Genomic DNA, 23,865 nt, shown 5'->3' with positions numbered 1-23,865 from the left:
CAGGTGCGATCAGAAGTTGAAGCGAACGCCTGCGCGATAGATGCGGCCCAGCGTATCATATAGCGCCGGGTTGACGTCCAGGCCGGTATTGGTCTGGGGCGAAGCGACCGGATCCTTGTCGAACAGATTATCGACCTTGCCATAAATACTCAGCTGCTCGTTGAGCTTGAAGGTGGCACCGACATCCACGTAGAAGGCGCCCTTCATCTTGTTGCGATCGATCGTCGGGTGATTGCCGGTCGATACCGGGCATGACGATTGGCAAACGACATATTGATTGCCGAAGGTGCCGTCGCTGAACCAGCGTTCCTGCACCGTCAGGGTCAGGCGGCCACTGTCATAGGTCTGAACCGCCAGCCATTTCCAGTCGGGCGTGTTACCGTTGTTGGCGCCCGCCTGATCGACCGGATCGACGCCCGCGATCCCCGCGCTGACGATGAATTTCTGGATATGGGTGCCCAGCGCACGCACGGTGAAGCTGCCCGGCAGGCCGAGCGGTTGCTGCCATTGATAGCTGGCCTCGATATCGAAGCCGCTGGTTTTCCAGGACGCCAGATTGAACGGCTGAACATTGACGAAGTTAGTTCCTTGCGCCCCGTCCAGCTGGAAGCCACCGCAAAAGGCCTGATTGCCGTCCGCGCAAAAGCGAACGATCTGGTCCGCCGACAGCGACGACACCACGCCACTCAATTTGATATTGTAATAGTCGAACGACAGGCTGAGGCCAGGTAGCCATTGCGGACGGGCCAACACCACGCCCAGTTCCGTATTCCGGGCGACTTCCGGCCTGAGATTGGGGTTGCCTATGGTGTTCTGGAATATCTGGACGGCAGATGGCGGATTGGTAAATGGATTGGCGAAATTCGGCAGCGTCGTGACCGTGGGCGCGGCGAACAGTTCCGACAGGTTGGGGGCACGCACATCGCGCGAGGTGACGGCCCGCAACCGCAGGCCGCTGATCGGCGTGTCCCAGGTGCCGCCGACCTTCCAGGTCCAGACGGTGCCGGACGTGCTGTAATGGGTACCGCGACCCGCCGCGTTCAGATTGGCCCGACCCAATGACGCGCTGTCGAAGATGGGAAGGTCCACCTCGACATAGCCTTCATAGACCTCATATTTGCCACGACCATTTTTGTAGTTGCCGGCCGCCCAGTTGCTGCCCAATGTGGAATTCAACAGCGGATCGGCGGGGTAAGCTTCGCTGTTCGGGCTGAGCGGCGATACGCCCGCCCCATAAGGGTCTGCATTCACGCGGTAAAATTCGCGGCGATACTCGCCACCGAAGGCGACCGATACCGGCCCTGCCCACAGATCGAAGGGGTTGCCCGAAAAGTTCAGGCTGGCGACGTCCTGCGTGAGCTTGGTATGCTGGAACGGGCCATTTTCATGCGGCGCGACATAGGCGAGCGCCGACGCGGAAGGTGCGAAATTGCCGAAGATATTGATCGGCTGGCATCCGTTGGCGCGTGCCACCGGATCGGCACAGACGATCGCGCCATTGAGCGTAATCGCGTTGGTCGCGGCGACATAGCGGTTCTGCAACACGATATCGCGGACCCGAATGTCCGAAATGGTGATGCCATGTTCATAATAGGCGTCGTAATTCCAGTCGGTACCGCCCAGCTCGAATTTGCCCTTCAACCCGCCAACGAAGCGATATTGCTTGCGATCGGTATAGACTTGCGGATCGGGGAAGGAGGCGTTGCTCGACCCGAAGCCAAAGGCGGTGATGCCGGCCGTCCCGCAGGCAGTGCGCACCGATTGGGGCAGGTAGGGATTGGCGCACTGGACGGTCAGGCTGGCACGGCCATAGCCGGGACTGGGCTGGTTGTTGGTTTTCACCTGCGCCACGTTCACGGTGACATAGGCTTCATTATCCGGAGCGAAGTCGAAGCCGATCCGGCCATAGCCGTTGATGCGCTCCAGTTTCGACTTTAGAGAGGCACCCGAACCCGGCGCACCCGTCAGATCGCCGCCTTCGCAGAAGCTGTTCCCGCGATAGCAGTTGGTGACAGCGCCGGTACCGGTCGGGACACCGTTCGAACCATAGTTGAAATTATAGGGCGTGCCATCCGGGGCGAAGGCGATGCCCTGCAAAGGGCCGTTGTTGATGAGGCCGTAGCGGGCATATTGGTAGGGCTGCGCATAGTCGCGATAGTTGAACTGCGGCAGGCCGTTGCTGACGTTGCCGGTATTCATCAAGGTCGTGGCTCGATACCAGTTGCGGCTGCCGGCCAGGTCCGTGCCGAAATCGCCGGCGCCGACGCCCCCTTCATGATCATATTCGCCGCTCAACACCACATGCAGACGATCGTCCATGAAGGATTTGCCGTAGGCCGCCTGTACCAGCGCGGTTTCATCATCGCCATATTTGGTGATGCTGCCCAGGAGATTGCCCTTGAACCCTTCGAAATGCGTGTCCGTGATGAAATTGACGACGCCGCCGACGGCGTCCGAACCATAAGAAGCCGAAGCGCCGCCGGTCACGACATCGACGCGCTTCACCAACAGTTGCGGGAACATGCTGATGTCCGGCACGCCGGTCACGTTCGCGCCGACGACGCGCTGGCCATCGAGCAGCGTGAGAGTGCGGATCGGGCCGAGGCCGCGGAGCGAGAAGGAGCTGAGGCCCTGCTGACCGCTGGAGGTGCTGAAGGTACCGGTCGCTGCCCCCGTCGATCCCTGAAGCGAGGGCAATTGGGCAATGGTGTTGAAGATGTTGGGCTGCGCATTGTTGGCGATCTGCTCTTCGCCGATCACGGTCGTTGGCGTGGGTGCGTTGAAGCCGCTGGTGGTGATGCGCGATCCGGTGACGATGATGTCGGCGGTGCGGGGCGCTGCGCCGTCGGTCTGGTCCTGGGCGGCGATGCTGGCGGGCTGCGGCGCAGCTGCCGTCTGGGCTTGTGCCAGACCAGCCAGCGCCATGGTCGCCACCGCCGCCAGGCTGACGCCGGCCAGTTGCCGATGGATTGCGATCGTCACTGTCATTGATCCTTCCCCTTTTATATCCGGCCACCCTCCCGGAGCCGGTGCCGCCCATGGCGGGCGATTATGCAAAGCCTATCCGTGCACCGGGCCGGCCGCACTTAAGACATAGGTCGTAGATGCCTGGCCAAGCCCGGATTTCAGGGCTTTGCCGCATAGAGCGCGTGATGCGTCAGGATGAAGAGCGTCCGCTTGTCCGGTCCGCCGAACAGAATCTGCAAGGGACGGTCGGGCACGTCGATCCGCCCTGTTTCCCTGCCGTCTTGGCCATAGATAAAGACCTGTCCATTGGCAACATAGACGCGGCCCTGACCATCGACCGCGACGCTTTCACCCCCGCGATTGGCAAAGGGCTTGAGGTCGGTGAGCGTGCCGCCAGCGCCCACGGTGCCGCTATAGGTCACATTTTCCGATCCATTGGTGACGAACAGGCGCTCGCCCGGCTTCCCGCCAACGAAGCCATGTGCATTCAGGCTGTCCGACCATCGCCAGCCCGTATGGTCTATCGGACCCTGTTGCCATGTGCGGAAGGCGGGCAGCGACAGGCTGCCGTCGGGGGACAGATATTCCTTTGCCTTGGGCGTACCGACATCGCGCGCGAACATCTCGGCGAGTGTGGTGAATTCATAGGTCTTATGATCCAGTTGATCCCGAAACTCGCCATTATTCCACCAGTTGACCGGCAGCAGCGTCTTTACCGCGCCGCCCGTGTGGACCGGGGTCGGCTGGATCAGCGTCATCTGATCCTTCGGCCCGTCCGGGTCGAGCGAATAGACGCCGCCTTTTGCGCCCAGCGACGATAGGACCAGCAAATGACCCGACCTGTCGATCGCCAGATTGACCGGGTCGAGCGCATTGTCGCGCACGATTTCCAGCCCCTTGGCCTCGCTCCAGCGATGGATGCGCTGGAAGCGGCGGTCGATGAAATAAAGCGTGCCCTTCGCATCCACAGCCGCGCCGGATATCGACCAGAAGCCGTCCTCCAGCTTCTCCACCCCGGCGCTGCCGGGCGCCGCGACAGGGATCTTGCGATCAGCCGCGCCGATGTCCAGGCTGGCAAATTCCCGCTCCCGCACGACCTGTTTGCGGCTTACATCCTCGATCGCATTGTCGAACGGATATTTGCTGGCGCGCAGGAAGGTGCCGCATCCTTCATCGTCGCAGGTGGCAAAGCCGCTCTCTGCGTTGATGTGGACGTTGCGGAACCGGATGTCGCTGGAGTTGGTGAGCTTCACCGCACTCTTTTCGGGCGCATAGGTGCGCGTCACGCGATAGCCGTGATAGTTGGCGAACAGCAGATTCTTCGAATTGCGGATGTCGAGCGAAATGGCATCCGGCCCGTCATCGACCTCCTGCTCGGTCTGCGGCGCCAGAAACTCCCAATTCTGCACATTGTCGAGCACGATTTCGTTGCGCGCATGATGTTCGACCGACATTTCATAGACATGGCCGGGCGTGCTTGTGTTGGTGATGTGCAGGCCCGATTGCGCGAAGCTGTTGGGACTCCACACGTCGGCAAAGGTGCCGCCGCCCCCGTCCGTCACCCAGATGCTGGGATATTGCGCGTCCAGGCGGCCGTCGGTAACCGGATCGCCGGTATTGACCCGCAGCGCACCCAGCATCTTGCCATCGGCCGTCGGCGTGCCGCCGCCACCCATGATCTTCACATCCTCGACCAGGCTCTTCTCGCCCGATCGCCACAGCAGCGCGGACGCGCGCGGATTGATGCGGCCGGTGAAGAGACCAAGGCCCGAAAGAACATTGTCCCCGCCTTTGGGACTTTCCAGGATCGGCAATACCGCCCCCAGGCCGGCATGGGCGGGATTGGCGTCGGGAATGTAGAGCTGGGTGATGGCCGGATGCAGGCCGATCAGCACGCTGTCCGGGCGCAGCGTCAGCTTGTTCGTCACCTTGTAGAAACCGGTCGGGAAATAGAGGATGCGGTGGCTGTCGATCGCCTTCTGGATCGCGGCGGTATCGTCGGCCTTGCCATCGCCCATCGCGCCTAGCGATCGAATATTGGTCCATTCCGCCATCGGCGGCAGGTCGCGGATGGCGGCTTCGCGCGGCGCGGGCATCGCAGGCAAGGACCGGATATCGGCTTCGACCTTATAGTCGCCGGTATGGCCCAGATCCGGGATGGCGAGGCCGTAGGAGAAATGAGCGACCTTATACGCCTTGCCCTTGCCACCTACCGTCTTGCCGCTGTCGCGAAAGCGGGCGAAGACCGGGCTGTTTACGACAAGAGCATTTTCGAAGCCGATCTGGGTGAAGACATTCTTCTCGTTCGAGATGATGACGCCCGCCTTCGATATATTTTCGAAGCGCACATCCTTTCCCCAGAGGCTGTCGCCATAGCCGCGGTCGATCTCTATCCCGACGGGCGTGTTGCGTATCGTGACATTGACCAGGGTCAGGTCGACTTCATGCTCGCGGATCGCGGCGTCCCGCTGGCCGTCGAACGTGGAATCAAGCAGGGTGAACTGCCAGGCGGGCGAAGTCTTTTCCGTGACGATGCCATAGCGACCGCCCTGGAAATGAACATTTTCGATGACGTTACCGGCCTGATAGACGCCGGCAAAGGCCGTGCCGAGGCGGAAGTCCATATGGCTGAGGAACGCATGTTGCGCCATGCGGAACCGTACGCCGGCCGCCGCGGGATTGCCCGCGCCAATCTCTATATCGACATTGCTCATCGAGGAATAAAAGGTGCCCGAATTGGCGTCGCGAACGATTTTGTCGCGCGGCACCACGGTCGGGACCGGGACCGGCACCTTGCCGACCTGATACTGATCGCCGCCTGCGAAGATGACCATGGTCGATACGCCCTGCTGAAAGCCCGGCGTGTTGGCGCCCAGCAGGATGACCGGTCGGGTCGGGCCGACGCCATAGACACGCACCCCCGCCGGCACGATCAACGAACGGGTGATGCGATAGGTGCCCGATGGCAGGAAGACGATGCCATGGCCGGTCTTGTCGCGGGCCTGATCTAACGCCTGCTGGATCGCTGCGCTGTCATCCGCCTTGCCATCACCCTTCGCCCTGACCGTGACGGCATGGGGTTCGTCGGGTGCGGTCGGGAAGACGGACGGGCCAGCGGCCCAGGCCGGGGCCGTCAGGGTCGTCGCTGCCAGCAAAGCCGCGATCATGGTGCGTCGGATCATAGCCGCCTCTCCAAATATTATCGTGCGTGGAGGGCTAGAAGCCGGGGCAGGTTTTGGCACTTGCGACAAAGGTCGTAGTTTCCAGCCCCCCGCCCGCCCCCTTATAGGCAAGCATGTCACCCCGATGCCCACCGGCCTCGTTCGCCTGCAAGGGACGCCCCCGTGCCGCCATCATTATCCCCATCAGCCGTGCCCGACCGATCGCCATCTCTGGCCGTCATCGTCATGGGGGTCAGCGGCTCTGGGAAATCGACGCTGGGCGCGTTGCTGGCCGACGCCATGGCTTGCCCGTTTCTGGAGGGCGACAATTTCCATTCTCCACAAGCCATCGCCAAGATGCGCGGGGGACAGCCGCTGACGGATGAGGATCGCTGGCCCTGGCTTGACCGGCTGGGCCATGCGACGGCGACAGCGAGTGAGACATATGGCGCGGCGGTCGCGGCCTGCTCCGCGTTGCGGGAAAGCTATCGCAGCCGGTTGCGATCCACGATCGGCGCCCATGTGCGGTTCGTGATGCTGGATAATAGTCGGGAAAAATTGCTGGCGCGGCTGGGCAACCGTCCGGGACATTATATGCCTGCCACCCTGCTGGACAGCCAGATTGCGACATTGGAACGGCCGGACGCTGATGCGCGCACAATGATATTGACCACCGATGTCACGCCGGAAGCATTGCGAGACAGGGTGATGGCCTGGCTCCGCTGACCGCGCCGCACCGTCCCGAAATCAGGGCATCAGGCGCCGACGCCCCTCCCACAGATGCCAGCGCATGGCGAGCGCCGCGCCTTCGGGGTCTTGGGCGCGGATGGCCGCGACGATCTGCTCATGTTCGCGCAGCATCGTGGCGATGACGTCGGGCGGTCGGGACCGGCTGATATCGACGCCAGCGCGCATGATCTTGTCCACATCACCATGCAGCGCGTCGAAGGCGATCAGGAAAGCTGGGTTGCCCGTCGCTTCGGCAATGCGGCGATGCAGTTCCATATCCTCGACATGAGCGGGTTCGCTGGAGAGGAGGGCGGTGCGGAGCATCTCCATCCCCTCCTCTACATAAGCCATTTCCTGTACGGTGCGGCGGGTTGCGGCAAGACGCGCCGCCTCCGTTTCCAGCACGAAACGCACTTCATAGCTGCCCAATGTCGTCGGCAATTCGGTGGACGGCATGAACATGGACAGTCGATCGGACGGGCGGCTCTTGACGAAGGAGCCTGCGCCGCGTCGCGCCTCGGTAATGCCGTCAGACGCCAGCCGCATCAACGCTTCCCGCACGATCGCGCGCGATACGCCGAACATCTCCGCCAGCCGCGCCTCGGCGGGCAGGCGCGCGCCGACCTCCAGATCGTCCGACTTTATGATATCGACGATCTGCGCATAGACATGATCGGAAAGACGCGCCTGGCTCATATTGTCCGCCTAGTCAGAAGAGGCTGCTGGCGACAAGCACCAATAGCAGGCCGACGATCGCCACCACCGTCTCCATGATCGACCAGGTGCGGAAAGTGCCGGGCATGTCGGTGCCCAGATAGCTCTTCACCAGCCAGAAGCCCGGATCGTTCACATGCGAGAAGAAGAGCGAACCGGCGCCGATGGCAAGGACCATCCATTCCGGCTCCACGCCCGACGCCGCAACCAGCCCCTGCATGACGCCGGCCGTGGTGATGGTCGCCACCGTCGCCGATCCGGTGGCCAGGCGGATGCAGACCGACACGCCCCAGGCCAGCAGGATCGGGGAAATCGCCCCGCCTTGTGCGATGCGCACCAGCATGTCGGACAGGCCGGCCGTGACCAGCACCTGCTTGAGCGCACCACCCGCGCCGATCGCCAGGATGATGCCGCCCGCAGGCGTCATCGCTTCGGTCCAGATCGCGTTCTGGATGGTGCGGTCGGTGATGCGGCGCCCGAACAGCAGGGGCAGCGCGACCAGCACCGCGACCAGCAGGGCGACGACGGGATCACTGACCCAGGCGAGCCAATGGAAATGGGCAGCCATTCCGGACGGCAGCAGCGCGACCGCCTGACCGGCGGCGATCAGCACCACCGGCAGCAGCACGGCGGTCAGCGTGCGGCCGACCGAAGGCGTTGCGACGTCGATCTTGACGGGATCGAGCAAGGGCGGGTTGAGCTTGACGCCGGGCGCCGTGAAGCGCGCCAGCACCGGGCCGGCGATGATGGCCGTCGGGATGCCGATGATGAGGCCATAGAGGAGAGTCAGGCCAAGATTGGCGCCCAGCGCGTTGACCGCGAGCAACGGTCCCGGATGCGGCGGCACCAGCGCATGGACCACTGACAGGCCCGACAGCGCAGGCAGCATCAGCCGCAATTTGGCGGTGTCGCCATTTTGCCCGGCGGGCAGCGCCGCCGCCGCCGAGGCTACGATCGGCAGCAGCAGGACGAGGCCGGTTTCGAAGAAAAGCGGCAGACCGATGACGATCGCGGTGAAGAGGCTGGCCCAGGGTGCGCCACGCACGCCTGACAGCCGCAGCGCGGCACGCGCCAGGCCGCCTGCCCCATCCGACAATTGCAACATCGCGCCAAGGCCAAGGCCCAGCGCGACGACCAGGCCAGTGCCGCCCAATATGGCGCCCGCGCCTTTCTCGACCGCCTTGGCCGTTTCCTCCATCGGCAGGCCCGCGAGCAGCCCGACCGTGAATGCGCCGCAGAGCAGACCGACGAAGGGATGGAGGCGACCCCGGATGATGAGGGTGATGGACAGGGCGATGCCGACGACCGCAGCCAGGACCAGCCGATAATCCGCCGGGGTCATCGCGCCTGCGCCTTAAGACCGGAGCGGCAAAGCAAATCGGCAGCCGCAGCCGCATGACATGATGATAGCGCCATCCTCTCCCCCTTCAAAAATTCGCTGAAATCCAGCGATTCCGCTCATGCGGTTTAAAATCTGTTAGACAGATTATAGAGGATATTTGGCTCCATCCTAGATGTTTCGTAAATAATTGCCATTTTTAGCTTGAAGCTGTCTGACTGATTCTATTATTGTTAGCGTTACCGAGTCCGACGCAGCCAGCAGGCCAAAAAAGCTGGCGCATCTTTGTCGGACCGAACAGGGAGAGGACGGATGCACTTCGCAATGAATTTGCACGATAGTCTCGATCAGCAGGAATATGGACGTATCGACCATAGGGTGGCCGAGCCGCCTCGCCTGACCCCGACGCAGATGAAAGTGCTGCGCTGCGTTCACTCAGGCCTGCTCAACAAGCAGATCGCCTATGAGCTGGGCATGGCGGAGGCCACGGTGAAGGTCCATATGACCGCACTGATGCGCAAGCTCAATGTCCGCAACCGGACCCAGGCCGCGATCGCTGCCCGCAATCTGGGCTGGCTGCGCCCGGCCCTGGTCCGCATAGGCGACTGAACGATCCCTTACATGGCCGGGAGGATGGGATGACGGACGGTTCCCGTCGCGCGATATTGGCGGGCCTTGGCGCAGGCATGATGCTGACCGGCCTGCATGCGCGCGCGGCGACGATGCCGACGCGCAAGATCGGCTATGCCATCGTCGGGCTGGGCTCATACGCCACGCGCCAGATCATGCCCAATTTCGCGGCATGCGACCATGCCCGTCTGGTTGCGCTGGTCAGCGGGACACCCGCCAAGCTGGACACATATGGCGCGGATTACGGCATCCCCAAAACGCATCGCTACAGCTATGCCGACTTCGACCGCATTCGCGACAATCCGGATATCGACGTAGTCTATATCGTGCTGCCCAACAGCCTGCACGCCGAATATAGCATCCGCGCCGCGCAGGCCGGCAAGCATGTGATGTGCGAAAAGCCGATGGCCGTATCGGTGGCGGAATGTGAGGCGATGATCGCCGCCTGCAAGAAGGCGGGGACCAAGCTGATGATCGGCTACCGCTCACGGTTCGAGCCATATAATCGGCTGGCGATCGACCTCGCCCGCTCGGCGCATGTCGGTCGAACGCAGATCATCACCGCCGATCATGGCTTTCCGATCAGACCGGACCAGTGGCGGCTCGACCGGTCCCTGTCGGGCGGAGGATCGATGATGGACATCGGCATCTACAGCCTGAATGCCGCGCGCTATCTGGCAGGGGAGGAACCGGTGGCGGTAAGCGCGATCGAATCCACCGACAAAACCGATCCGCGCTTCCGCACGGTGGAGGACAAGATCAATTTCCTGCTACGCTTTCCATCGGGCATCGTCGCCAGTTGCGTGTCCAGCTACAGTTCGTCCCACAATGCCTATCGGGTGAGCGGCACGCAGGGCTGGATCGAGATGGAACCCGCGACATCCTATTCCGGGCAGGTTATGACCATCCGCAAGGATGGCGTCACGGCGCCCCGCACCCTGCCCGCCACGGGCAAGACCCAGTTTGCCGGACAGTTGGACCATATGGCCGAGTGCATCATCAGCGGCGCGACGCCGGTCGTGGCGGGCGAAGAAGGACTGGCCGACCTGCGCGTGATCGAGGCGATCTACCGCAGCGCCGCCGAGGGCCGCAGCGTAAGGATTGGCGCATGATCGCGCGGCGGACATTGCTGGCGGGTCTGGCGAGCCTGCCGGTCGCGGCGATGGCAGCCCCTGTCCCGACCGGCTTCATCAAGCGGCTGGACCCCCGGCTGGACGCGATCATTCCCCCATCTGCAACGGTCGCATGTCTGGCCGAGGGTTTCCGCTGGGCCGAAGGGCCGGTGTGGGTGCCACAGGGCGACTATCTGCTGTTCAGCGATCCGCCCGCGAACATCGTCTATCGCTGGCGTCCGGACGAAGGTGCAAAGCCATTCCTGTCGCCCGCAGGCTTTCAGGGCGCAATCCCGGCGGGGGTACGCGAAGCCGGGCTGAACGGCCTGACCATCGACAGGAACGGCGCGCTGATCGCCGCAGACAGCGGTACGCGGGCGATCATGCGCATCGACCTTCGGACTCGCAAGCGAACGATCCTGGCCGACCGGTTCGATGGCAAGCGTTTCAACAGCCCCAACGACCTGTGCATCGCACCGTCGGGCATCATCTATTTTACCGACCCGCCTTATGGTTTTACCGATGGGGATGAGTCCGCCCTGCGCGAATTGCCGCATAACGGCCTCTATATGCTTGCCCCGGACGGCAGGGTGACGCTGATCGACGACAGCCATCGTCGCCCCAATGGCGTTGCGATGGCGCCGGATGGGCGGACGCTCTATCTGGCGCTGTCGGACGAGAAGCAGCCGGAAGTTCGAGCCTATGCCATCGGTACGGATGGACGCCCGACCGGGCAGCGGCTGTTTCACGATTTCAGCGCGGCATTGGCGCAGGGTCAGCCGGGCTTGCCCGACGGGATTAAGGTTGGTCCGCATGGCCATGTCTTTGCTACCGGGCCGGGCGGCGTCCATATTTGCACCCCGCAAGGCGAACCGATCGGTCTGATCGGCACCGGCAAGGCGGTCGCCAACATCTGTTTCGGCAAGGGCGGCGCCAGCCTGTTCCTGACATCGTCGGACAGGCTGGCAAGGATATCGTTGCGGGTTTAGCGGTGCACGGCTCCGTTCCATCGAAGCGAATGGCTGGAGCGGAATGACTGCTCGTTACCGGCACGGCAAACCCATGGCGGCCCGGACGAAGGGCGGTATGATTCAGCTTCGTTGCCGCTTGCGCGGACGTGCTGTCCTCTCATTTCTACAAAATAGGCATGGTCCGCTTCACTTATACCGGCCCATCGTCACCTTGATCCAGACCGGCTGGTCGATCAGGTTCAAACCATAATCGGTCTGGTCGCCATTCCAGATGCGATCCATGGTCCAGCCGCCCTTGTCGAAATGGCCTTCCTCCACCTTGACGATCATGCCGCCGGGTGCGCTGCCCGGCTTGGCATCGAAGGCGACGCGAACATGATCGCCGGTGAAGAGGAACTCATTGGCCGATAGCTGGGCGACCAGCACGCCGCCGGTCGGCTCGGTCGCCCATGCGGGCAGGTCGGCCTTGGGGAACCATTCGCGCTGGCCGAACTGCCACTGGCCAAAGCTGGCCGTGATGGTCCAGTCACCCATCGTCGTGCTGACCGGCGCGCCATCATCGGGCTTCGCAGTGCCCCAGACGGGGTGGTCGAAAGCGATCTTGGCCCAGGGGGCAGACGCCACGGTGCGATATTTGCTGGCGAAGGCGTCCAAGGTCTTGTCGTCCAAGCTCTTGGCGCCCAGCGGATAATTATAATAGCCGGTGGCATCCATGCCGAAGGGTGCGAAGCCGATGGCCCCGCGGCCCAACGCCGCCCAGAAATAACGGGCATATTCGGCCGCATTGCCGATTTCCGGCACCATCAGCGCATTGTCCGGCCGGGTATAGAGGTCGAGATGCTTGAACACGTTGCGGCTGGCCCGGTCGTAGATATCGGGCGCGGCGAGATCGAGCGAGGGCGCTGCGGCCTTCCAGATATCAATGACGTCGCCCTGCGGCCCACCGCTCGACAACGCCATCGGATCGGGTTTGGCGAAAGGATCGCCGAGCGAGGCGTTGACATACATGGGTAGCGGCTTGATCGCCTTGCCGGCTTTTGCCAGTTCTTCGATATAGCGGGCGGTATGCCATGTGTTGAACGTGCGGTCGGCCTGATCGCCAAAGACGCTGGCCCAGGTGCCGCCCGGCTTCTTCAACGCCTTCGTCAGCACGGCCGGCACCGGACCGTCGAACAATTTCTGCGCAGCGGGCGCATAATCGCGTGGGTTCTTGTAGCTGCCGACCTCATTTTCCGGCTGCACCATGATGACACTATTCTGGCTATCATGATCACGGATATAGGTCATCAGCTTCAGGAAGGCGCGCTTGTCCGCCTCCAGCGTCGCGGCGCCATGGGGCGACAGGACGCCATGATCCTTGCCCTCCTTCGTCTTCATCCGCGGGAAGCGGCGATTGTCGAGTTTCACCCAGTCGGGCGTATAGGCCAGACCCGTATTCTTCCATGCGCCGAACCACAGCAGGACGATCCGCTTGTCATGCCTGCGCGCTTCGTCGAGCAGGGTCTGGACGAAGCTAAAGTCGAACGTCCCTTCCTTGGGCTCCAGTTGCTCCCAGGCGATCGGGACCTCGACCGTGTTGGCCCCGATCCGGTCGAGCGTCGCCCAGACCTTTTCCAGCGGAGCGGCATAGTTGCTGCTGTTGTTGACCTGTCCGCCCAGCATCAGGAAGGGCGCGCCGTCCACGATCAGGGCGTGCTTGCCGTTGCGCGTTTCGATATGCGGCGTGTCGCCCTGCGCGAAGACAGCTGTAGTGGACGACAGGAGGGTGGCGGCGAGCAGGAGCCGGGCAAGGGTCATCAAAGGGCCTTTCAGGGCTGTTCGTCGAGGGAGAAGATACGGGTCGCGAGCGTCCATTTGGCATCGGACGCGGCCCAGGGGAGCGGGCGCTGAACGGCATCCATCTGCGCTTCCCATGTCTGCACAGCCGGATCGGCCGCATCCGCCGCCGCCTTGGCTACAGGGTCGAAACCGGGGCCGGTTTCCATCAGCATGACCAGGCGGTTGCCGCTGCGGTAGATGTCCATCGCGCTGATGTCGGCCGCCCGGATGCTGGCGCCGATCGCCGGAGGCAGCGCGCCCGACGCATGCCAGGCCTCATATTGGGCGATGGCATCGGCATCGTCGGCCAGATCGATCAGCAGGACATGCCGCATCAGTTGACCCAGCCGCCGTCGATCACATGCACCGCGCCGGTGGTGAACGCGGCCTCGTCGCTGGCGAGATAGAGGACGAGATTTGCAATCTCCTCCGCGCGGCCAAGCCGCCCCATCGGCTGGCGTGCAACGAAGGCGGCCTGCGCCGCTTCATAATCGCCGGTGTCATGCAGCCGCTGTTGCAGCGAGGGCGTGTCGATCGTGCCGGGGCAGATGCAGTTGCAGCGCACCCCTTGCCCCACGAAATCGGCGGCCACCGCCTTGGTCAGGCCGATCACGCCGGCCTTGCTGGCGCCATAGGCGAAGCGGTTGGGGATGCCCTTCACCGAGCTCGCGATGGAAGACATGTTCACGATCGCCCCGGCACCCTTCTCCACCATGGCGGGCAGGAAGGCGCGGATGGTGTGATACATGGCGGTCATGTTGAGCGAGAGGGCGAAATCCCAATCGTCCTGGCTGCATTCCAATATGTTGCCTGCGTGGACCACGCCCGCGATATTGGCGAGGATGTCGATCGGGCCGACCTCCGCCGCCAACGCCCGCACCGCCACGCCGTCAGTCGCGTCGAGCGCGCGCAATTCGCAGCCTTCCAGCCCTTCGAGCGCGTCGAAATCGCGGTCGGTCGCGATCACGCGCGCGCCCTCCGCCACGAAACGCTGGGCCGTGGCCCGGCCGATGCCGCGCGCGGCCGCCGTGATGAGCGCAACCTTGCCCTCAAGCCGCCCGCTCATGCGCGCGCTTTCGTGGGCAAGCAGTCAGGACCGATGGGATCGAAAGCCTTGTAGGTCAAAATAAACTCCTGATGGCCAAGGGATTCTGAAATGCTGCGCGTCCCCGCCGCGACGGCGAGCACCTTGTCGTAGATTTCCGTACCGACCTGTTCGAGCGTCGCTTCCCCTTCCAGGATGCGGCCGGCATTGACGTCCATGTCGGCAGCCAGGCGGCGGCCAGTGTCGGGATTGGCGCAGATCTTGATGACCGGCGAAATCGCCGATCCCACCACCGATCCGCGCCCGGTGGTGAAGAGCGTCAGATGCGCGCCGCAGGCGATCAGTTCGACGATCTCGGCATTGTCGGAGATGTTGGGGAAGCCGAAGCGCGGTTCGCCATCGGGCACCACGTCGAGCAGATAGAGGCCACCCGTGGGCGGCAGATCACCCGGCTTCAAGATGCCATCGATGATGGAGGAGCCGGACTTGCTATAGGCCCCCATCGACTTTTCCTCCTGCGTGGTCAGGCCGCCTTCGGCATTGCCCGGCGCGAAACTGCCAAAGCCCATGATGGTGTAATAGCGTTCCGCCTTTTGCACGCATTGCTCGATCGCGACGGCGAGTTCGGGCGTGCGGGCGCGGTCGGCCATGATGGTTTCGCAGCCGACCAGTTCGCCTGTCTCTTCAAAGATGCAGGCCGCGCCATCCGCCACCAGCCGGTCGAACGCGCGACCCACAGCCGGATTGGCGGTGATGCCGCTTGTCCCGTCCGACCCGCCGCATATAGTGCCCACGACCAGTTCCTCGACGCCCATGGCGGCGCGCGGCACATCGGCGATGGCGGCTCGCACTCGCTCCACCGCTTCCTGCCCCGCCGCGATCGTCGCTGCCGTGCCGCCAGCCTCCTGGATCACCAGCAGTTCGGCGGGGCGGCCGCTCTCCCGCGTCACGGCCAGCAGCCGCTCGCGATTGAAGCTCTCGCAGCCCAGCGACACGATCACCAGCCCGCCGACATTGGGATGGGTGGCGATCGCCTCCATCACCTTGGCGGCATAGGCGTTGGGATAGCAGCCGGGAAAGCCGATCAGCTGGACATCGGGATCGTCCGCCTTGTCCACGATCCGCCGCGCGACATGATGCGCGCATTCGACCAGATAGGCGACCGCCACGAAATTGCGGATGCCCTTGCGTCCATCCTGCCTCTGCCAAGCGCGGATCATGCCCCCTCCTCCAGCGCCGTGCGGGTATGGCTGCTGATATAGTCGCTTTTCATATTGTGCATATGGACCCAATCGCCGGTAGCCGCGTCGGCGATCATCGACCCGATCGGCGCGCCATATTTGATGACCTTGTCCCCTGCATGCAGCACCCCACGCGCGACTTTGTGACCGATGGCGATGCCTTCACGCGCAGGAATGGTGCCGCCGGAAGCTGGCAATATGTCGCCGGCCGCAATCGGGCGGACGCAGATGAGGACATTGTCGTGCGGATGCAGCAGGATCATCCGTGCGTCGTCCTGCAACATGGAGGGGTCTTTCAACACAACGTCGAGCGCTGGCCAGATCGGATCCGGTAAGGCGGCAGAGAGGCGAGCCATCGTGTCCGCCACCTGATCCGGCCCCACCAGGCCGGGGATGACACTGACCACCGCTGGATGGCGCAAGGGAAATTGCAATGCGGCGGCGGGCAGCGAAACGCCGGCGTCCGCGCAGGCCTGCGACAATCGCCGTGCCTTGCCAAGGATCGCGTCGCTGGGTGCGGCATAGTCGAAATGCAGCGGTCCACCAAGGTCACGCGCCAATATACCGCTATTATAGGGGCCACCGACAATGACCTGCACGCCCAACCCGGCACAGCGCGCCAACAACCGTTCGGCGCTGCGATCCAGCAATGTGTAGCGGCCGGCGAGAAGGATCATGTCCAGCTCGACATGATCGAGCAGTTCGTCGCAGACCGCGACTTCATTGACGCCGATGCCGATTGCCCCGATGGCACCTGCGTCGCGCAGGTCGCGCATCGCGCGATAGCCGCCGTCGAGGAAGGCCCGCAGATGATCGGCATGCGCGTCGCCATGGGTCAGCCGGCCCAGATCATGTGCCAGCAACAGGTCGATACGGTCGCGCCGCAGGCGCGCGCAACTGCCATCGAAAGAACGTAGCACCGCGTCATGTCCAAAGTCGAAGACGGGCTCATAGGGATCGGCGTCCACAAAGCCATGCCGCTCGCCCGCCGCCTCGGTCGGCTGCAACAGGCGCCCGACCTTGGTGGAGACGATCGCTTCGCCCGCAGCATCGCGCACCGCCAGCATCGCGCCCAGCCGCCGTTCGGCCAGGCCAAAGCCATAATGCGGCGCCGTGTCGTAATAGCGGATGCCCGCATCCCAGGCGGCATCCAGAGTGGCGCAGGCCTCTGCGTCACCCACGACGCGATAGAGATTGCCGATCGGCGCCGTGCCCATACCCAGATTGGGGATCATGTCCGCCCCTCCCCTCGCGCCGCCCGCGCATAGAGGGCGACGACCGCGAAACAGAGCGCCGGCACCAGCATCGCCGTGCGTATCGTGCCGGCGAGATCGGACAGCAGCCCCATCGCCATGGTCAGCACCGCACCGCCGATAATCGCCATCACGATCATCGATGCGCCTGCCTTGGTCAGCGGGCCAAGGTCGCGCAACGACAGGGCAAAGATGGTCGGATACATGATCGACATGAAGAAGCTGGTCGCGACCAGCGCGACGAGGCCGACTATGCCACCGCCGATCGCGACCAGCGACAAGGCGATATTGATACCGGCAAACAGCGCCATCAACCGCGCGCCATCAAAGCGCGCCAGCAACGCCGCACCAGCAAAACGACCGATCATGAAGAGCGCCAGCGACAAGGTCAGCAACCATGCCGCCTTCTGCGCGCCGATGCCCGGCACAACGCTTTCCGCATAGCGGATGAGGTAGCTCCATATGCCGACTTGCGCGCCGACATAGAAAAATTGCGCACCCACGCCGGCCAGATAGCGCGGCCGCCGCAAAAGCGCGCCATAGCCCGCGAAGATCGGCCCGTTACCGCCCTCCGCATGAGTCGCGGCGCCCGGGAAACGGGTAAAGGCCAATATAGCCGCCCAGCCCAGCACGACCAGCGCAATGGCAAGATAGGGCAGTTGCACGGCCGCCGCCCCCGCCGCACCCTCCACCGGCGCATCGGACAGGATCAGCGTCGCGCCCAGCGCCACGCCCGTGATCGACCCCAGCGGATTGAACGCCTGCGCCAGATTGAGTCGCTGCGCCGAACTTTCCGACGGCCCCATCACCGCCACCATCGGGTTGGCAGCGGTTTCCAGAAAAGCAAGGCCGCTGGCTATGACAAACAGGGCAAAGAGGAAGAAGCCATAGCTAAGCTGAACCGAGGCCGGCAGGAACAGCAGCGCCCCGCCGCCAAACAACAGCAGGCCGATGATGACCGTAACCTTGTAACCCAGTCGCTCGGCCGCCAGCGCCGCGGGCACGGCGAAACAGAAATAGCCAAGATAGAAAGCCGATTGCACCAGACCGGACTGGAAATCCGACAGGGAAAAGACATGCCGAAAATGCGCGATCAGCACATCGTTCAGATTGTTCGCCACACCCCACAGAAAGAACAGGCCTGTGGTCAGGACCATCGCCGCTCGGCTGCTCCGTTCGATGCTGCTTCCCTGCCCGTGCATCAGACAATCCTCTCTCTTTCCCAAAATGGCAGACCGGCCACTATGCGGTCCGGTCTGCCAGGGGAGGGACGCTAGAAACGTCCGCATGACCGATCAATAGGTCAGACGGGCGGTGATGCTAACGCGGCGGTCGTTCAGAACCGAGGACTGCGGACGGCTGGGGATGCCGTAATAGGTCTTGTTCTCGGTATCGGTCAGGTTCACGCCATCGACGGTCAGCGCGAAATTCTCGTTGACTGTGTAGGTCAGCGACGCATCCACTTGGCCCCGCGCAGCGTTGAAGATCGGCAGTTCGCCGCTGCCGTTACCGCGCGTGGTCACGACATATTTGCTGCGCCAGTTATAGGCGATGCGCGCCGAGATCGGCCCTTTGTCATAGAAGCCCATCAGATTGTAGCTGTATTTTGATAGCTTTTCGAGCGGTACGATCAGCGCATTACCCTCGTTGTCCGTGGCGGCAGGGCTGGGCGCCTTGCTGTCGACATAGGTAAAGTTGGCCTGCACGCCGAAGCCCGACCAGACGCCCGGCAGGAAGTCGAAGAAGGTGTTGCCGCCGACTTCCACGCCTTTGATCTTGCCATTGTCGCCATTGAGCGGACGGCTTACCGACACGGTGAAGGGGCCGTTGCCGAAATCATAGACTTCATCAGTCGCGATGTTGGCGATGAAGCCGTCAACTTTCTTGTAGAAACCGGCGGCGTAGAGCGAACCGGTGCGAGAGAAATACCATTCGAGCGACGCATCGAATTGCGTGGCTTCCAGCGGCTTCAGATAGGGGTTGCCCGAACTAGCGGTCTGAATGCCGTTGCCCGTGTTCAACTCCACGATGTTGATGTTCGGATTGAGCTGCGAGAAGTCGGGACGGGTCAGCCCCTTCGACGCGGCCAGACGCAATTGGAGCTGGTCGGTGAAGTGATAGCGCAGGTTGATGCTCGGCAGCGCCTTGGTATAGCTGCTGTCAACGCCGATCGGCACGTAACGGATTGGTCCGTTGGCAAATTGACCATTGGGAAGCTGAATTTTCGGCGTTTCGGTGCTGAAGCCGTCGGTCGATACCTCCGTCTTGATGACGCGCACACCGATATTGCCGTCCAGCGGGAAGCCGGCATCGGCAAAGTCGAACTTTGCTACACCATAAGCTGTGTAGGTCTTTTCACCTTGCGTGTTGCGATCGCTGGTTGGCGCATATTGGACGCCGGTGAGCAGCGCATCGCGCTGCGATGCGTCCACATAGGGAGCCAGCGCCTGACGAGTGGCGTCATAATCGAGCACGAGGTTGCGATCAAAGAACACCGCGCCTTCAGGCACCCCCTGGAAACCACGATAGAGGTCGCCCCGGAACTTACGCACTTCATACAGATCGTCGGCAAGCGCGCTGGTGCCATAATAGGCATAGGTGCTGCTGTCGGTGACGGCAGAACGGTCGGTATAGCGTACACCAGCCGACAGCGAACGCAGGATCCCGGCATCGAAGCGGTATTCGGCGTCCAGACGACCGGCATATTCCTTGCCTACCGAATGTTCGATATGGTCCAGATAGCCCCCGCCCAACGGGGCGTAATTGGCGATGTCCGTGACCGAACCGTTGCCGTTGGTGGCATCATTGTCCGGCAGGATTTCCATCGTCGGCACTACGTTGCCCACCACCTGATGCAGGCGTTCGGCGTTGGAATGGAGGATGACGATCGAACGCTGACCACTGGTGGTGCCACGAATATACTGGCCGTCGGCCGTGACGGTCAGGTTGCTGGTGGGGTTCCATTTGAGGTTCAGCGAAAAGTCGTTGGTAACAGACTTGCGCCGTTCCAGGCTGGTGTTGGAATCGATCGGCACATTGGCGAAAGTACCGCTGCGGAAATTGCCGGCATCGTCGAAGGTGAAGGGCGCGCTATAATCGGGCATGATCGGGTTGGTGCCCGTATAAGCGAAGAAGCTGTAGTCTCCATATTGGAACTTATAGTCCGACCGCACATATTCGGCGGTGACGAGCAACGTGTCGCTGGGCTTCCACTGGACCGCGACATCGGCGCCTATACGGCGACGATCGCCCAGATACTGTCCGATGCCGACGCCATGGGGCAGATAGGTCGGCTTGCCCAGACGGCCCAGACCCTGCGCTGTGGCATAGTCGGTGGCGTTATTGGGCTGGCCATTCGCATTGAGCGACTCGTCGAGCAGGAAGAAAGGTTGGCTGCTGATCTGGTCCTGACGGAAAGCCGTCTTCTGATAGGCCAGATCGACCAGGATGCCGATTTCGCCGATGCCCGTGTCCCAACGGTTCGACAGCAGCAGGTTCGCCTGCGGCTTCGACTTGCCGTACAGGTCGTAATAGTTGACGCTGGCGCTGGCAGATGCCTTGAACCCGTCGAAATCGAAGGGCTTACGAGTGCGCAGGTTGATGAGCCCGCCGATGCCGCCTTCAATCAGGTCAGCTGAAGGATTCTTATAGACATCGACGCCGGCGAGCAGTTCGGATGGCACATCCTCCAGGCTCAGCGTACGACCACCGTTGGCGGTGAAAACGTCGCGGCCGTTGATTTCGGTACGAACCTGGCTGAGGCCACGGATGGCGACCGCGCTGCCTTCGCCATAGCTGCGTTCGATCTGGATACCGGTAATGCGCTGAAGCGCTTCGGCCACGTTGCGGTCGGGCAGTTTGCCGATGTCTTCGGCAACGATGGAATCGACGATGACGTCGCTGTTGCGCTTGATCGCCTGCGCGCTCGACAGGCTGGCGCGCACGCCGGTGACGACGATGTCGCCTTCGTCGGTGGCGGCCGCCTGCGGCGCGGCAGCATCCTGCGCATGCGCGGCGGCGCTCAGCGCGACACTGGCGATGGAAATGCCGGCCAGCAGCGCAGCGCGACGCGGCATGTGAATCATCTTGGTCATGAACCCTTCCTCTCCCTGGCTCCTGTCCGGAGCGCTAATGTGATTCGCGGCGGCAAACGGCCGGAATATTTCCCTTTCATGTCCCGGTCCGCTGTTGGGAGCGGTAACAAGACCACGCCCCATTACTCCCACATTTGTGATTATGAAATATAAAAATTGATTTCATAGGTGGATTTATCATAGAAGGCCTGGACCGGCACGGCACGATCATCGCCAAGGGATCGTCGAAAAAGGGAGGGGAAACCAGATGACTGGCAAAGCACGTTACCAAGCGCCTGCCCTGACCAAGGGTCTGGAAATCCTTGAACTTCTTGCTGGCGCCAGTGAACCCCTGAACATGTCTGACATATCGACCGCCTTAGGTCGATCAGTCAGCGAAATTTTCCGCATGCTTCAGGTGCTGGAGGAGCATGGCTATATCGGCCGGGCCGAAGAGGGTTATCGCCTGACCAACCGGCTCTTTGCCCTGGGCATGAGCCAGCCACCGATCCGCGACCTTGCTTCGACCGCCCTGCCAGTAATGCAGGACTTGGCACGCAAGGCGGGGCAGAGCTGCCATCTTGCGGTCGCTTCGGGCGCGGAAATGGTTGTCATCATCGCGATCGAGGCGCCCGGCCTGTCGGGCTTTGCCGTGCGCGTGGGCTATCGCCGGCCGCTGCATCGCTCCAATTCGGGGCGCATCCTGCTGGCTTTCCAGTCGCCCGATGCGCGCGCCGCGATGCTGGGGGACATTCGCGCCACCGGCGACACGCTGGACGAGGTTGAACTGACCGGGCGGTTGGACGCCACCGTTGCGGCGGGCGGCGCCTTTGCGCCCAGCCCGATGCTGACCGGCATCACGGATCTGTCCGCCCCGATCCTGGTCGGGGGCGTCGCGCGCGCGGCGCTGACCATGCCCTTTGTCGATGGCGCCGCCAATCGCGCGACGACCGAGACCTGCACGCAGCTCGTGCGGGATGCCGCCGCCGCGATAGGTGACGCCATGTTGCCGATCGCGGTCCTGCCCCCGCGCGACATGGACGGCGGGCTATGAGCATGATCGATCGCCGCACTGCACTGATGGCCGCTGCCGGAATGGCCGCTTTACCCGACCTCACCGGCGCTCAGGTCACGGCCAGTGACGAGATCATCGACCTGTGGCCCGGCACGCCGCCGGGTGGCACCGGCGCGCGCATCATCCGCAAGATCGTAGATCAGGCCAAGCCGGGCGGCAGACCGGATCGCTGGGTGACGGGCATAGAGCGGCCTGTTCTAGTCGTGCGTCGTCCGGCCCGCCCCAATGGCGCGGCCATCCTGGTGGTGCCGGGCGGTGGCTATGGCTTCCTGTCCTACGACAATGAAGGGACCAGCCAGGCTGACTGGCTGAACGCGCGCGGCATCACCGCCTTCATCCTGCTCTACCGTTTGCCGGGAGAAGGCTGGGCGCGGCGCGAGGATGTCCCGTTGCAGGATGCACAGCGTGCCATGCGGTTGATCCGCGCAAAAGCTGTCCAACTCGCTGTCGCAAAGGACCGGATCGGCGTGCTCGGATTTTCCGCCGGCGGGCATCTGGCAGGATCACTGGCGACCCGGCATGATGAGGCGGTCTATGATCCCGTCGATGCCGCCGACCGGGAGTCCGCCCGGCCCGATCTGGCCGCCCTGCTCTATCCGGTGGTCAGTTTGGACGCGCCCTTCACCCATGGCGGGTCGCGTGACAATCTGCTGGGCGAAGGCGCCAGCGCGGACAGGCGGCGCCATCGCTCCGTCGAATTGCGCGTCGATGCCGACACCCCGCCCCTCTTCCTGGTCCATGCGACCGACGACGGGCTGGTTCCGCCCGCCAACAGCATCGCCCTGCTCCAGGCGATGGAGGCCGCCAAACGCCCGGCTGCGCTCCATATCTTCGAGGATGGCGGCCATGGATTCGGCACGCGCCTGCCTAAAAAGATGCAGGCGGCCGCCTGGCCCGATTTGTTCGCGACTTTCGCTGCGAAGCATGCGCTGATCCCGGCATGAGACGCCTGATCGCCCTGCTGCTGACATTGAGCGCCAGCGGCGCGCTGGCTGCGCCCGATGCGTATCAAAGTTCGCCCGAACGGCGCAACGTAACGGACAAGGATTGGGGGCCATGGCTTGGCCCGTTCCGGGCAACGCTGATCCCCAGCCTGATGCAGGATTTTGGCGAACGCTATCTCTATGCGCCCGCCAATGCCGCGCTGCCCACGCCGAAACAGGACGAACAGCGCGTGGTGTTTCTGGGCGATTCCATTACCGACCGCTGGAACCTGGCGGGAAGCTTCCCCGGCAAGCCCTACATTAATCGCGGTATCGGCAGCCAGGTGACGGCGCAGATGCTGCTGCGGTTTCATCAGGATGTCGTAGCGCTCAAACCGGCGGTCGTGGTGATCCTGGCGGGGATCAACGATGTGCAGGGCTTCCTGCAACAGGAAAGGCCAGAGCAGATCGAGGCCAATTGGGAGTCCATGGCCGACCTGGCTGATGCCCATCATATCAGGGTCGTGTTCGGCTCGATCCTGCCGGTGAACGATTATACCGAGGCCGCGAAAGACGTCGTCAAGGAGCGCAAACCAGCGCAGCTGGTACAGCTCAACGGCTGGCTGCGCGCCTTCTGTGCGCAGCGCGGCTATGGCTTTGCCGATTATCACGCCGCGCTGGTGGATCGAAACGGGCTGATGACGGCCGCCTATACGCGCGACGGCGTCCACCCGCTGGATAATGGCTATGCCGTGATGGCGCCGATCGCGCAGCGGGCGATCGAACAAGTGCTAAGACAAAAATGAAGCAAGGG

Annotated in this window: 18 protein-coding genes; 7 read left to right on the top strand and 11 right to left on the bottom strand. The window is 63.0% G+C overall.

Features of this window, described 5'->3' with window-relative positions; all coding sequences use genetic code 11:
- Nucleotides 1-9: 9 nt before the first annotated feature.
- Both AC07UX_RS10770 and AC07UX_RS10765 read right to left on the bottom strand, forming a co-directional pair.
- A complete protein-coding gene (locus AC07UX_RS10770) occupies nucleotides 10-2,988 on the bottom strand; it encodes a TonB-dependent receptor plug domain-containing protein (RefSeq protein ID WP_495191994.1) in 2,979 nt (992 codons plus the stop codon).
- Between the two features lie 137 nt (nucleotides 2,989-3,125).
- Complete coding sequence (locus AC07UX_RS10765; protein ID WP_495191993.1) at nucleotides 3,126-6,149, bottom strand: glycosyl hydrolase family 28-related protein; 3,024 nt, start codon at nucleotides 6,147-6,149, stop codon at nucleotides 3,126-3,128.
- A gap of 225 nt (nucleotides 6,150-6,374) precedes the next feature.
- Between AC07UX_RS10765 and AC07UX_RS10760 the strand changes: the two genes are divergently transcribed.
- A complete protein-coding gene (locus AC07UX_RS10760) occupies nucleotides 6,375-6,854 on the top strand; it encodes a gluconokinase (RefSeq protein WP_495192283.1) in 480 nt (159 codons plus the stop codon).
- A gap of 21 nt (nucleotides 6,855-6,875) precedes the next feature.
- On the opposite strand, the gene AC07UX_RS10755 is transcribed toward AC07UX_RS10760, so the two are convergent.
- Both AC07UX_RS10755 and AC07UX_RS10750 read right to left on the bottom strand, forming a co-directional pair.
- On the bottom strand, nucleotides 6,876-7,553 hold the full coding sequence (locus AC07UX_RS10755) for a FadR/GntR family transcriptional regulator (RefSeq protein ID WP_495191992.1): 678 nt from the start codon (nucleotides 7,551-7,553) through the stop codon (nucleotides 6,876-6,878).
- A 13-nt stretch (nucleotides 7,554-7,566) separates the two neighbouring features.
- Entirely contained in the window at nucleotides 7,567-8,913 is a 1,347-nt protein-coding gene (locus tag AC07UX_RS10750) for a GntT/GntP/DsdX family permease (RefSeq protein WP_495191991.1), read from the bottom strand.
- A 309-nt stretch (nucleotides 8,914-9,222) separates the two neighbouring features.
- On the opposite strand from AC07UX_RS10750, the gene AC07UX_RS10745 reads away from it, so the two are divergent.
- From AC07UX_RS10745 to AC07UX_RS10735, 3 genes are read left to right on the top strand one after another with little or no spacing between them, the layout of a single operon-like run.
- Nucleotides 9,223-9,519: a response regulator transcription factor gene (locus tag AC07UX_RS10745; protein WP_495191990.1), complete on the top strand. Its 297-nt coding sequence runs from the start codon at nucleotides 9,223-9,225 to the stop codon at nucleotides 9,517-9,519.
- A gap of 29 nt (nucleotides 9,520-9,548) precedes the next feature.
- Entirely contained in the window at nucleotides 9,549-10,652 is a 1,104-nt protein-coding gene (locus AC07UX_RS10740) for a Gfo/Idh/MocA family protein (protein ID WP_495191989.1), read from the top strand.
- Nucleotides 10,649-11,641: an SMP-30/gluconolactonase/LRE family protein gene (locus tag AC07UX_RS10735; RefSeq protein ID WP_495191988.1), complete on the top strand. Its 993-nt coding sequence runs from the start codon at nucleotides 10,649-10,651 to the stop codon at nucleotides 11,639-11,641. The genes AC07UX_RS10740 and AC07UX_RS10735 overlap by 4 nt, the downstream gene beginning before the upstream one ends.
- A gap of 168 nt (nucleotides 11,642-11,809) precedes the next feature.
- On the opposite strand, the gene AC07UX_RS10730 is transcribed toward AC07UX_RS10735, so the two are convergent.
- The 7 genes from AC07UX_RS10730 to AC07UX_RS10700 form a co-directional block, all read right to left on the bottom strand.
- Nucleotides 11,810-13,420 (bottom strand): DUF5597 domain-containing protein, encoded by a 1,611-nt coding sequence (locus AC07UX_RS10730; RefSeq protein ID WP_495191987.1) that lies wholly within the window; start codon nucleotides 13,418-13,420, stop codon nucleotides 11,810-11,812.
- A gap of 11 nt (nucleotides 13,421-13,431) precedes the next feature.
- The gene (locus tag AC07UX_RS10725; protein WP_495191986.1) at nucleotides 13,432-13,776 is read right to left on the bottom strand and encodes an L-rhamnose mutarotase; all 345 of its coding nucleotides are present in this window, start codon (nucleotides 13,774-13,776) and stop codon (nucleotides 13,432-13,434) included.
- A complete protein-coding gene (locus tag AC07UX_RS10720) occupies nucleotides 13,776-14,507 on the bottom strand; it encodes an SDR family oxidoreductase (RefSeq protein WP_495191985.1) in 732 nt (243 codons plus the stop codon). The genes AC07UX_RS10725 and AC07UX_RS10720 overlap by 1 nt, the downstream gene beginning before the upstream one ends.
- Entirely contained in the window at nucleotides 14,504-15,706 is a 1,203-nt protein-coding gene (locus AC07UX_RS10715) for a UxaA family hydrolase (protein WP_495191984.1), read from the bottom strand. Before AC07UX_RS10715 ends, AC07UX_RS10720 begins: the two co-directional genes overlap by 4 nt.
- Entirely contained in the window at nucleotides 15,703-16,962 is a 1,260-nt protein-coding gene (locus tag AC07UX_RS10710) for an aldo/keto reductase (protein WP_495191983.1), read from the bottom strand. The genes AC07UX_RS10715 and AC07UX_RS10710 overlap by 4 nt, the downstream gene beginning before the upstream one ends.
- On the bottom strand, nucleotides 16,959-18,137 hold the full coding sequence (gene fucP / locus AC07UX_RS10705; protein ID WP_495191982.1) for an L-fucose:H+ symporter permease: 1,179 nt from the start codon (nucleotides 18,135-18,137) through the stop codon (nucleotides 16,959-16,961). Before fucP ends, AC07UX_RS10710 begins: the two co-directional genes overlap by 4 nt.
- Nucleotides 18,138-18,275: 138 nt before the next feature.
- On the bottom strand, nucleotides 18,276-21,074 hold the full coding sequence (locus AC07UX_RS10700; RefSeq protein ID WP_495191981.1) for a TonB-dependent receptor: 2,799 nt from the start codon (nucleotides 21,072-21,074) through the stop codon (nucleotides 18,276-18,278).
- A gap of 247 nt (nucleotides 21,075-21,321) precedes the next feature.
- Between AC07UX_RS10700 and AC07UX_RS10695 the strand changes: the two genes are divergently transcribed.
- The 3 genes from AC07UX_RS10695 to AC07UX_RS10685 are packed head-to-tail and all read left to right on the top strand — an operon-like array spanning nucleotide 21,322 to nucleotide 23,857.
- Entirely contained in the window at nucleotides 21,322-22,107 is a 786-nt protein-coding gene (locus tag AC07UX_RS10695) for an IclR family transcriptional regulator (RefSeq protein ID WP_495191980.1), read from the top strand.
- Nucleotides 22,104-23,072 carry an alpha/beta hydrolase gene (locus tag AC07UX_RS10690; RefSeq protein WP_495191979.1) on the top strand — a complete coding sequence of 323 codons (969 nt, stop codon included), beginning with the start codon at nucleotides 22,104-22,106 and terminating at the stop codon, nucleotides 23,070-23,072. The genes AC07UX_RS10695 and AC07UX_RS10690 overlap by 4 nt, the downstream gene beginning before the upstream one ends.
- Nucleotides 23,069-23,857: a GDSL-type esterase/lipase family protein gene (locus AC07UX_RS10685; protein WP_495191978.1), complete on the top strand. Its 789-nt coding sequence runs from the start codon at nucleotides 23,069-23,071 to the stop codon at nucleotides 23,855-23,857. Before AC07UX_RS10690 ends, AC07UX_RS10685 begins: the two co-directional genes overlap by 4 nt.
- The last annotated feature ends 8 nt before the right edge of the window (nucleotides 23,858-23,865 follow it).

The sequence above is a fragment of the Sphingobium sp. GW821-FHT02B05 genome (genome assembly GCF_059421905.1).
The sequence above is the reverse complement of the archived record's forward strand: the minus strand, read 5'-3'. Positions and strand labels throughout refer to the sequence as shown.

Excerpts from the sequence above, each read along its gene's own strand:
- AC07UX_RS10770 (WP_495191994.1), bottom strand. The coding sequence starts at position 2,988 with ATGACAGTGACGATCGCAATCCATCGGCAACTGGCCGGCGTCAGCCTG.
- AC07UX_RS10765 (WP_495191993.1), bottom strand. The coding sequence starts at position 6,149 with ATGATCCGACGCACCATGATCGCGGCTTTGCTGGCAGCGACGACCCTG.
- AC07UX_RS10760 (WP_495192283.1), top strand. The coding sequence starts at position 6,375 with ATGGGGGTCAGCGGCTCTGGGAAATCGACGCTGGGCGCGTTGCTGGCC.
- AC07UX_RS10755 (WP_495191992.1), bottom strand. The coding sequence starts at position 7,553 with ATGAGCCAGGCGCGTCTTTCCGATCATGTCTATGCGCAGATCGTCGAT.
- AC07UX_RS10750 (WP_495191991.1), bottom strand. The coding sequence starts at position 8,913 with ATGACCCCGGCGGATTATCGGCTGGTCCTGGCTGCGGTCGTCGGCATC.
- AC07UX_RS10745 (WP_495191990.1), top strand. The coding sequence starts at position 9,223 with ATGCACTTCGCAATGAATTTGCACGATAGTCTCGATCAGCAGGAATAT.
- AC07UX_RS10740 (WP_495191989.1), top strand. The coding sequence starts at position 9,549 with ATGACGGACGGTTCCCGTCGCGCGATATTGGCGGGCCTTGGCGCAGGC.
- AC07UX_RS10735 (WP_495191988.1), top strand. The coding sequence starts at position 10,649 with ATGATCGCGCGGCGGACATTGCTGGCGGGTCTGGCGAGCCTGCCGGTC.
- AC07UX_RS10730 (WP_495191987.1), bottom strand. The coding sequence starts at position 13,420 with ATGACCCTTGCCCGGCTCCTGCTCGCCGCCACCCTCCTGTCGTCCACT.
- AC07UX_RS10725 (WP_495191986.1), bottom strand. The coding sequence starts at position 13,776 with ATGCGGCATGTCCTGCTGATCGATCTGGCCGACGATGCCGATGCCATC.
- AC07UX_RS10720 (WP_495191985.1), bottom strand. The coding sequence starts at position 14,507 with ATGAGCGGGCGGCTTGAGGGCAAGGTTGCGCTCATCACGGCGGCCGCG.
- AC07UX_RS10715 (WP_495191984.1), bottom strand. The coding sequence starts at position 15,706 with ATGATCCGCGCTTGGCAGAGGCAGGATGGACGCAAGGGCATCCGCAAT.
- AC07UX_RS10710 (WP_495191983.1), bottom strand. The coding sequence starts at position 16,962 with ATGATCCCCAATCTGGGTATGGGCACGGCGCCGATCGGCAATCTCTAT.
- fucP (WP_495191982.1), bottom strand. The coding sequence starts at position 18,137 with ATGGTCCTGACCACAGGCCTGTTCTTTCTGTGGGGTGTGGCGAACAAT.
- AC07UX_RS10700 (WP_495191981.1), bottom strand. The coding sequence starts at position 21,074 with ATGACCAAGATGATTCACATGCCGCGTCGCGCTGCGCTGCTGGCCGGC.
- AC07UX_RS10695 (WP_495191980.1), top strand. The coding sequence starts at position 21,322 with ATGACTGGCAAAGCACGTTACCAAGCGCCTGCCCTGACCAAGGGTCTG.
- AC07UX_RS10690 (WP_495191979.1), top strand. The coding sequence starts at position 22,104 with ATGAGCATGATCGATCGCCGCACTGCACTGATGGCCGCTGCCGGAATG.
- AC07UX_RS10685 (WP_495191978.1), top strand. The coding sequence starts at position 23,069 with ATGAGACGCCTGATCGCCCTGCTGCTGACATTGAGCGCCAGCGGCGCG.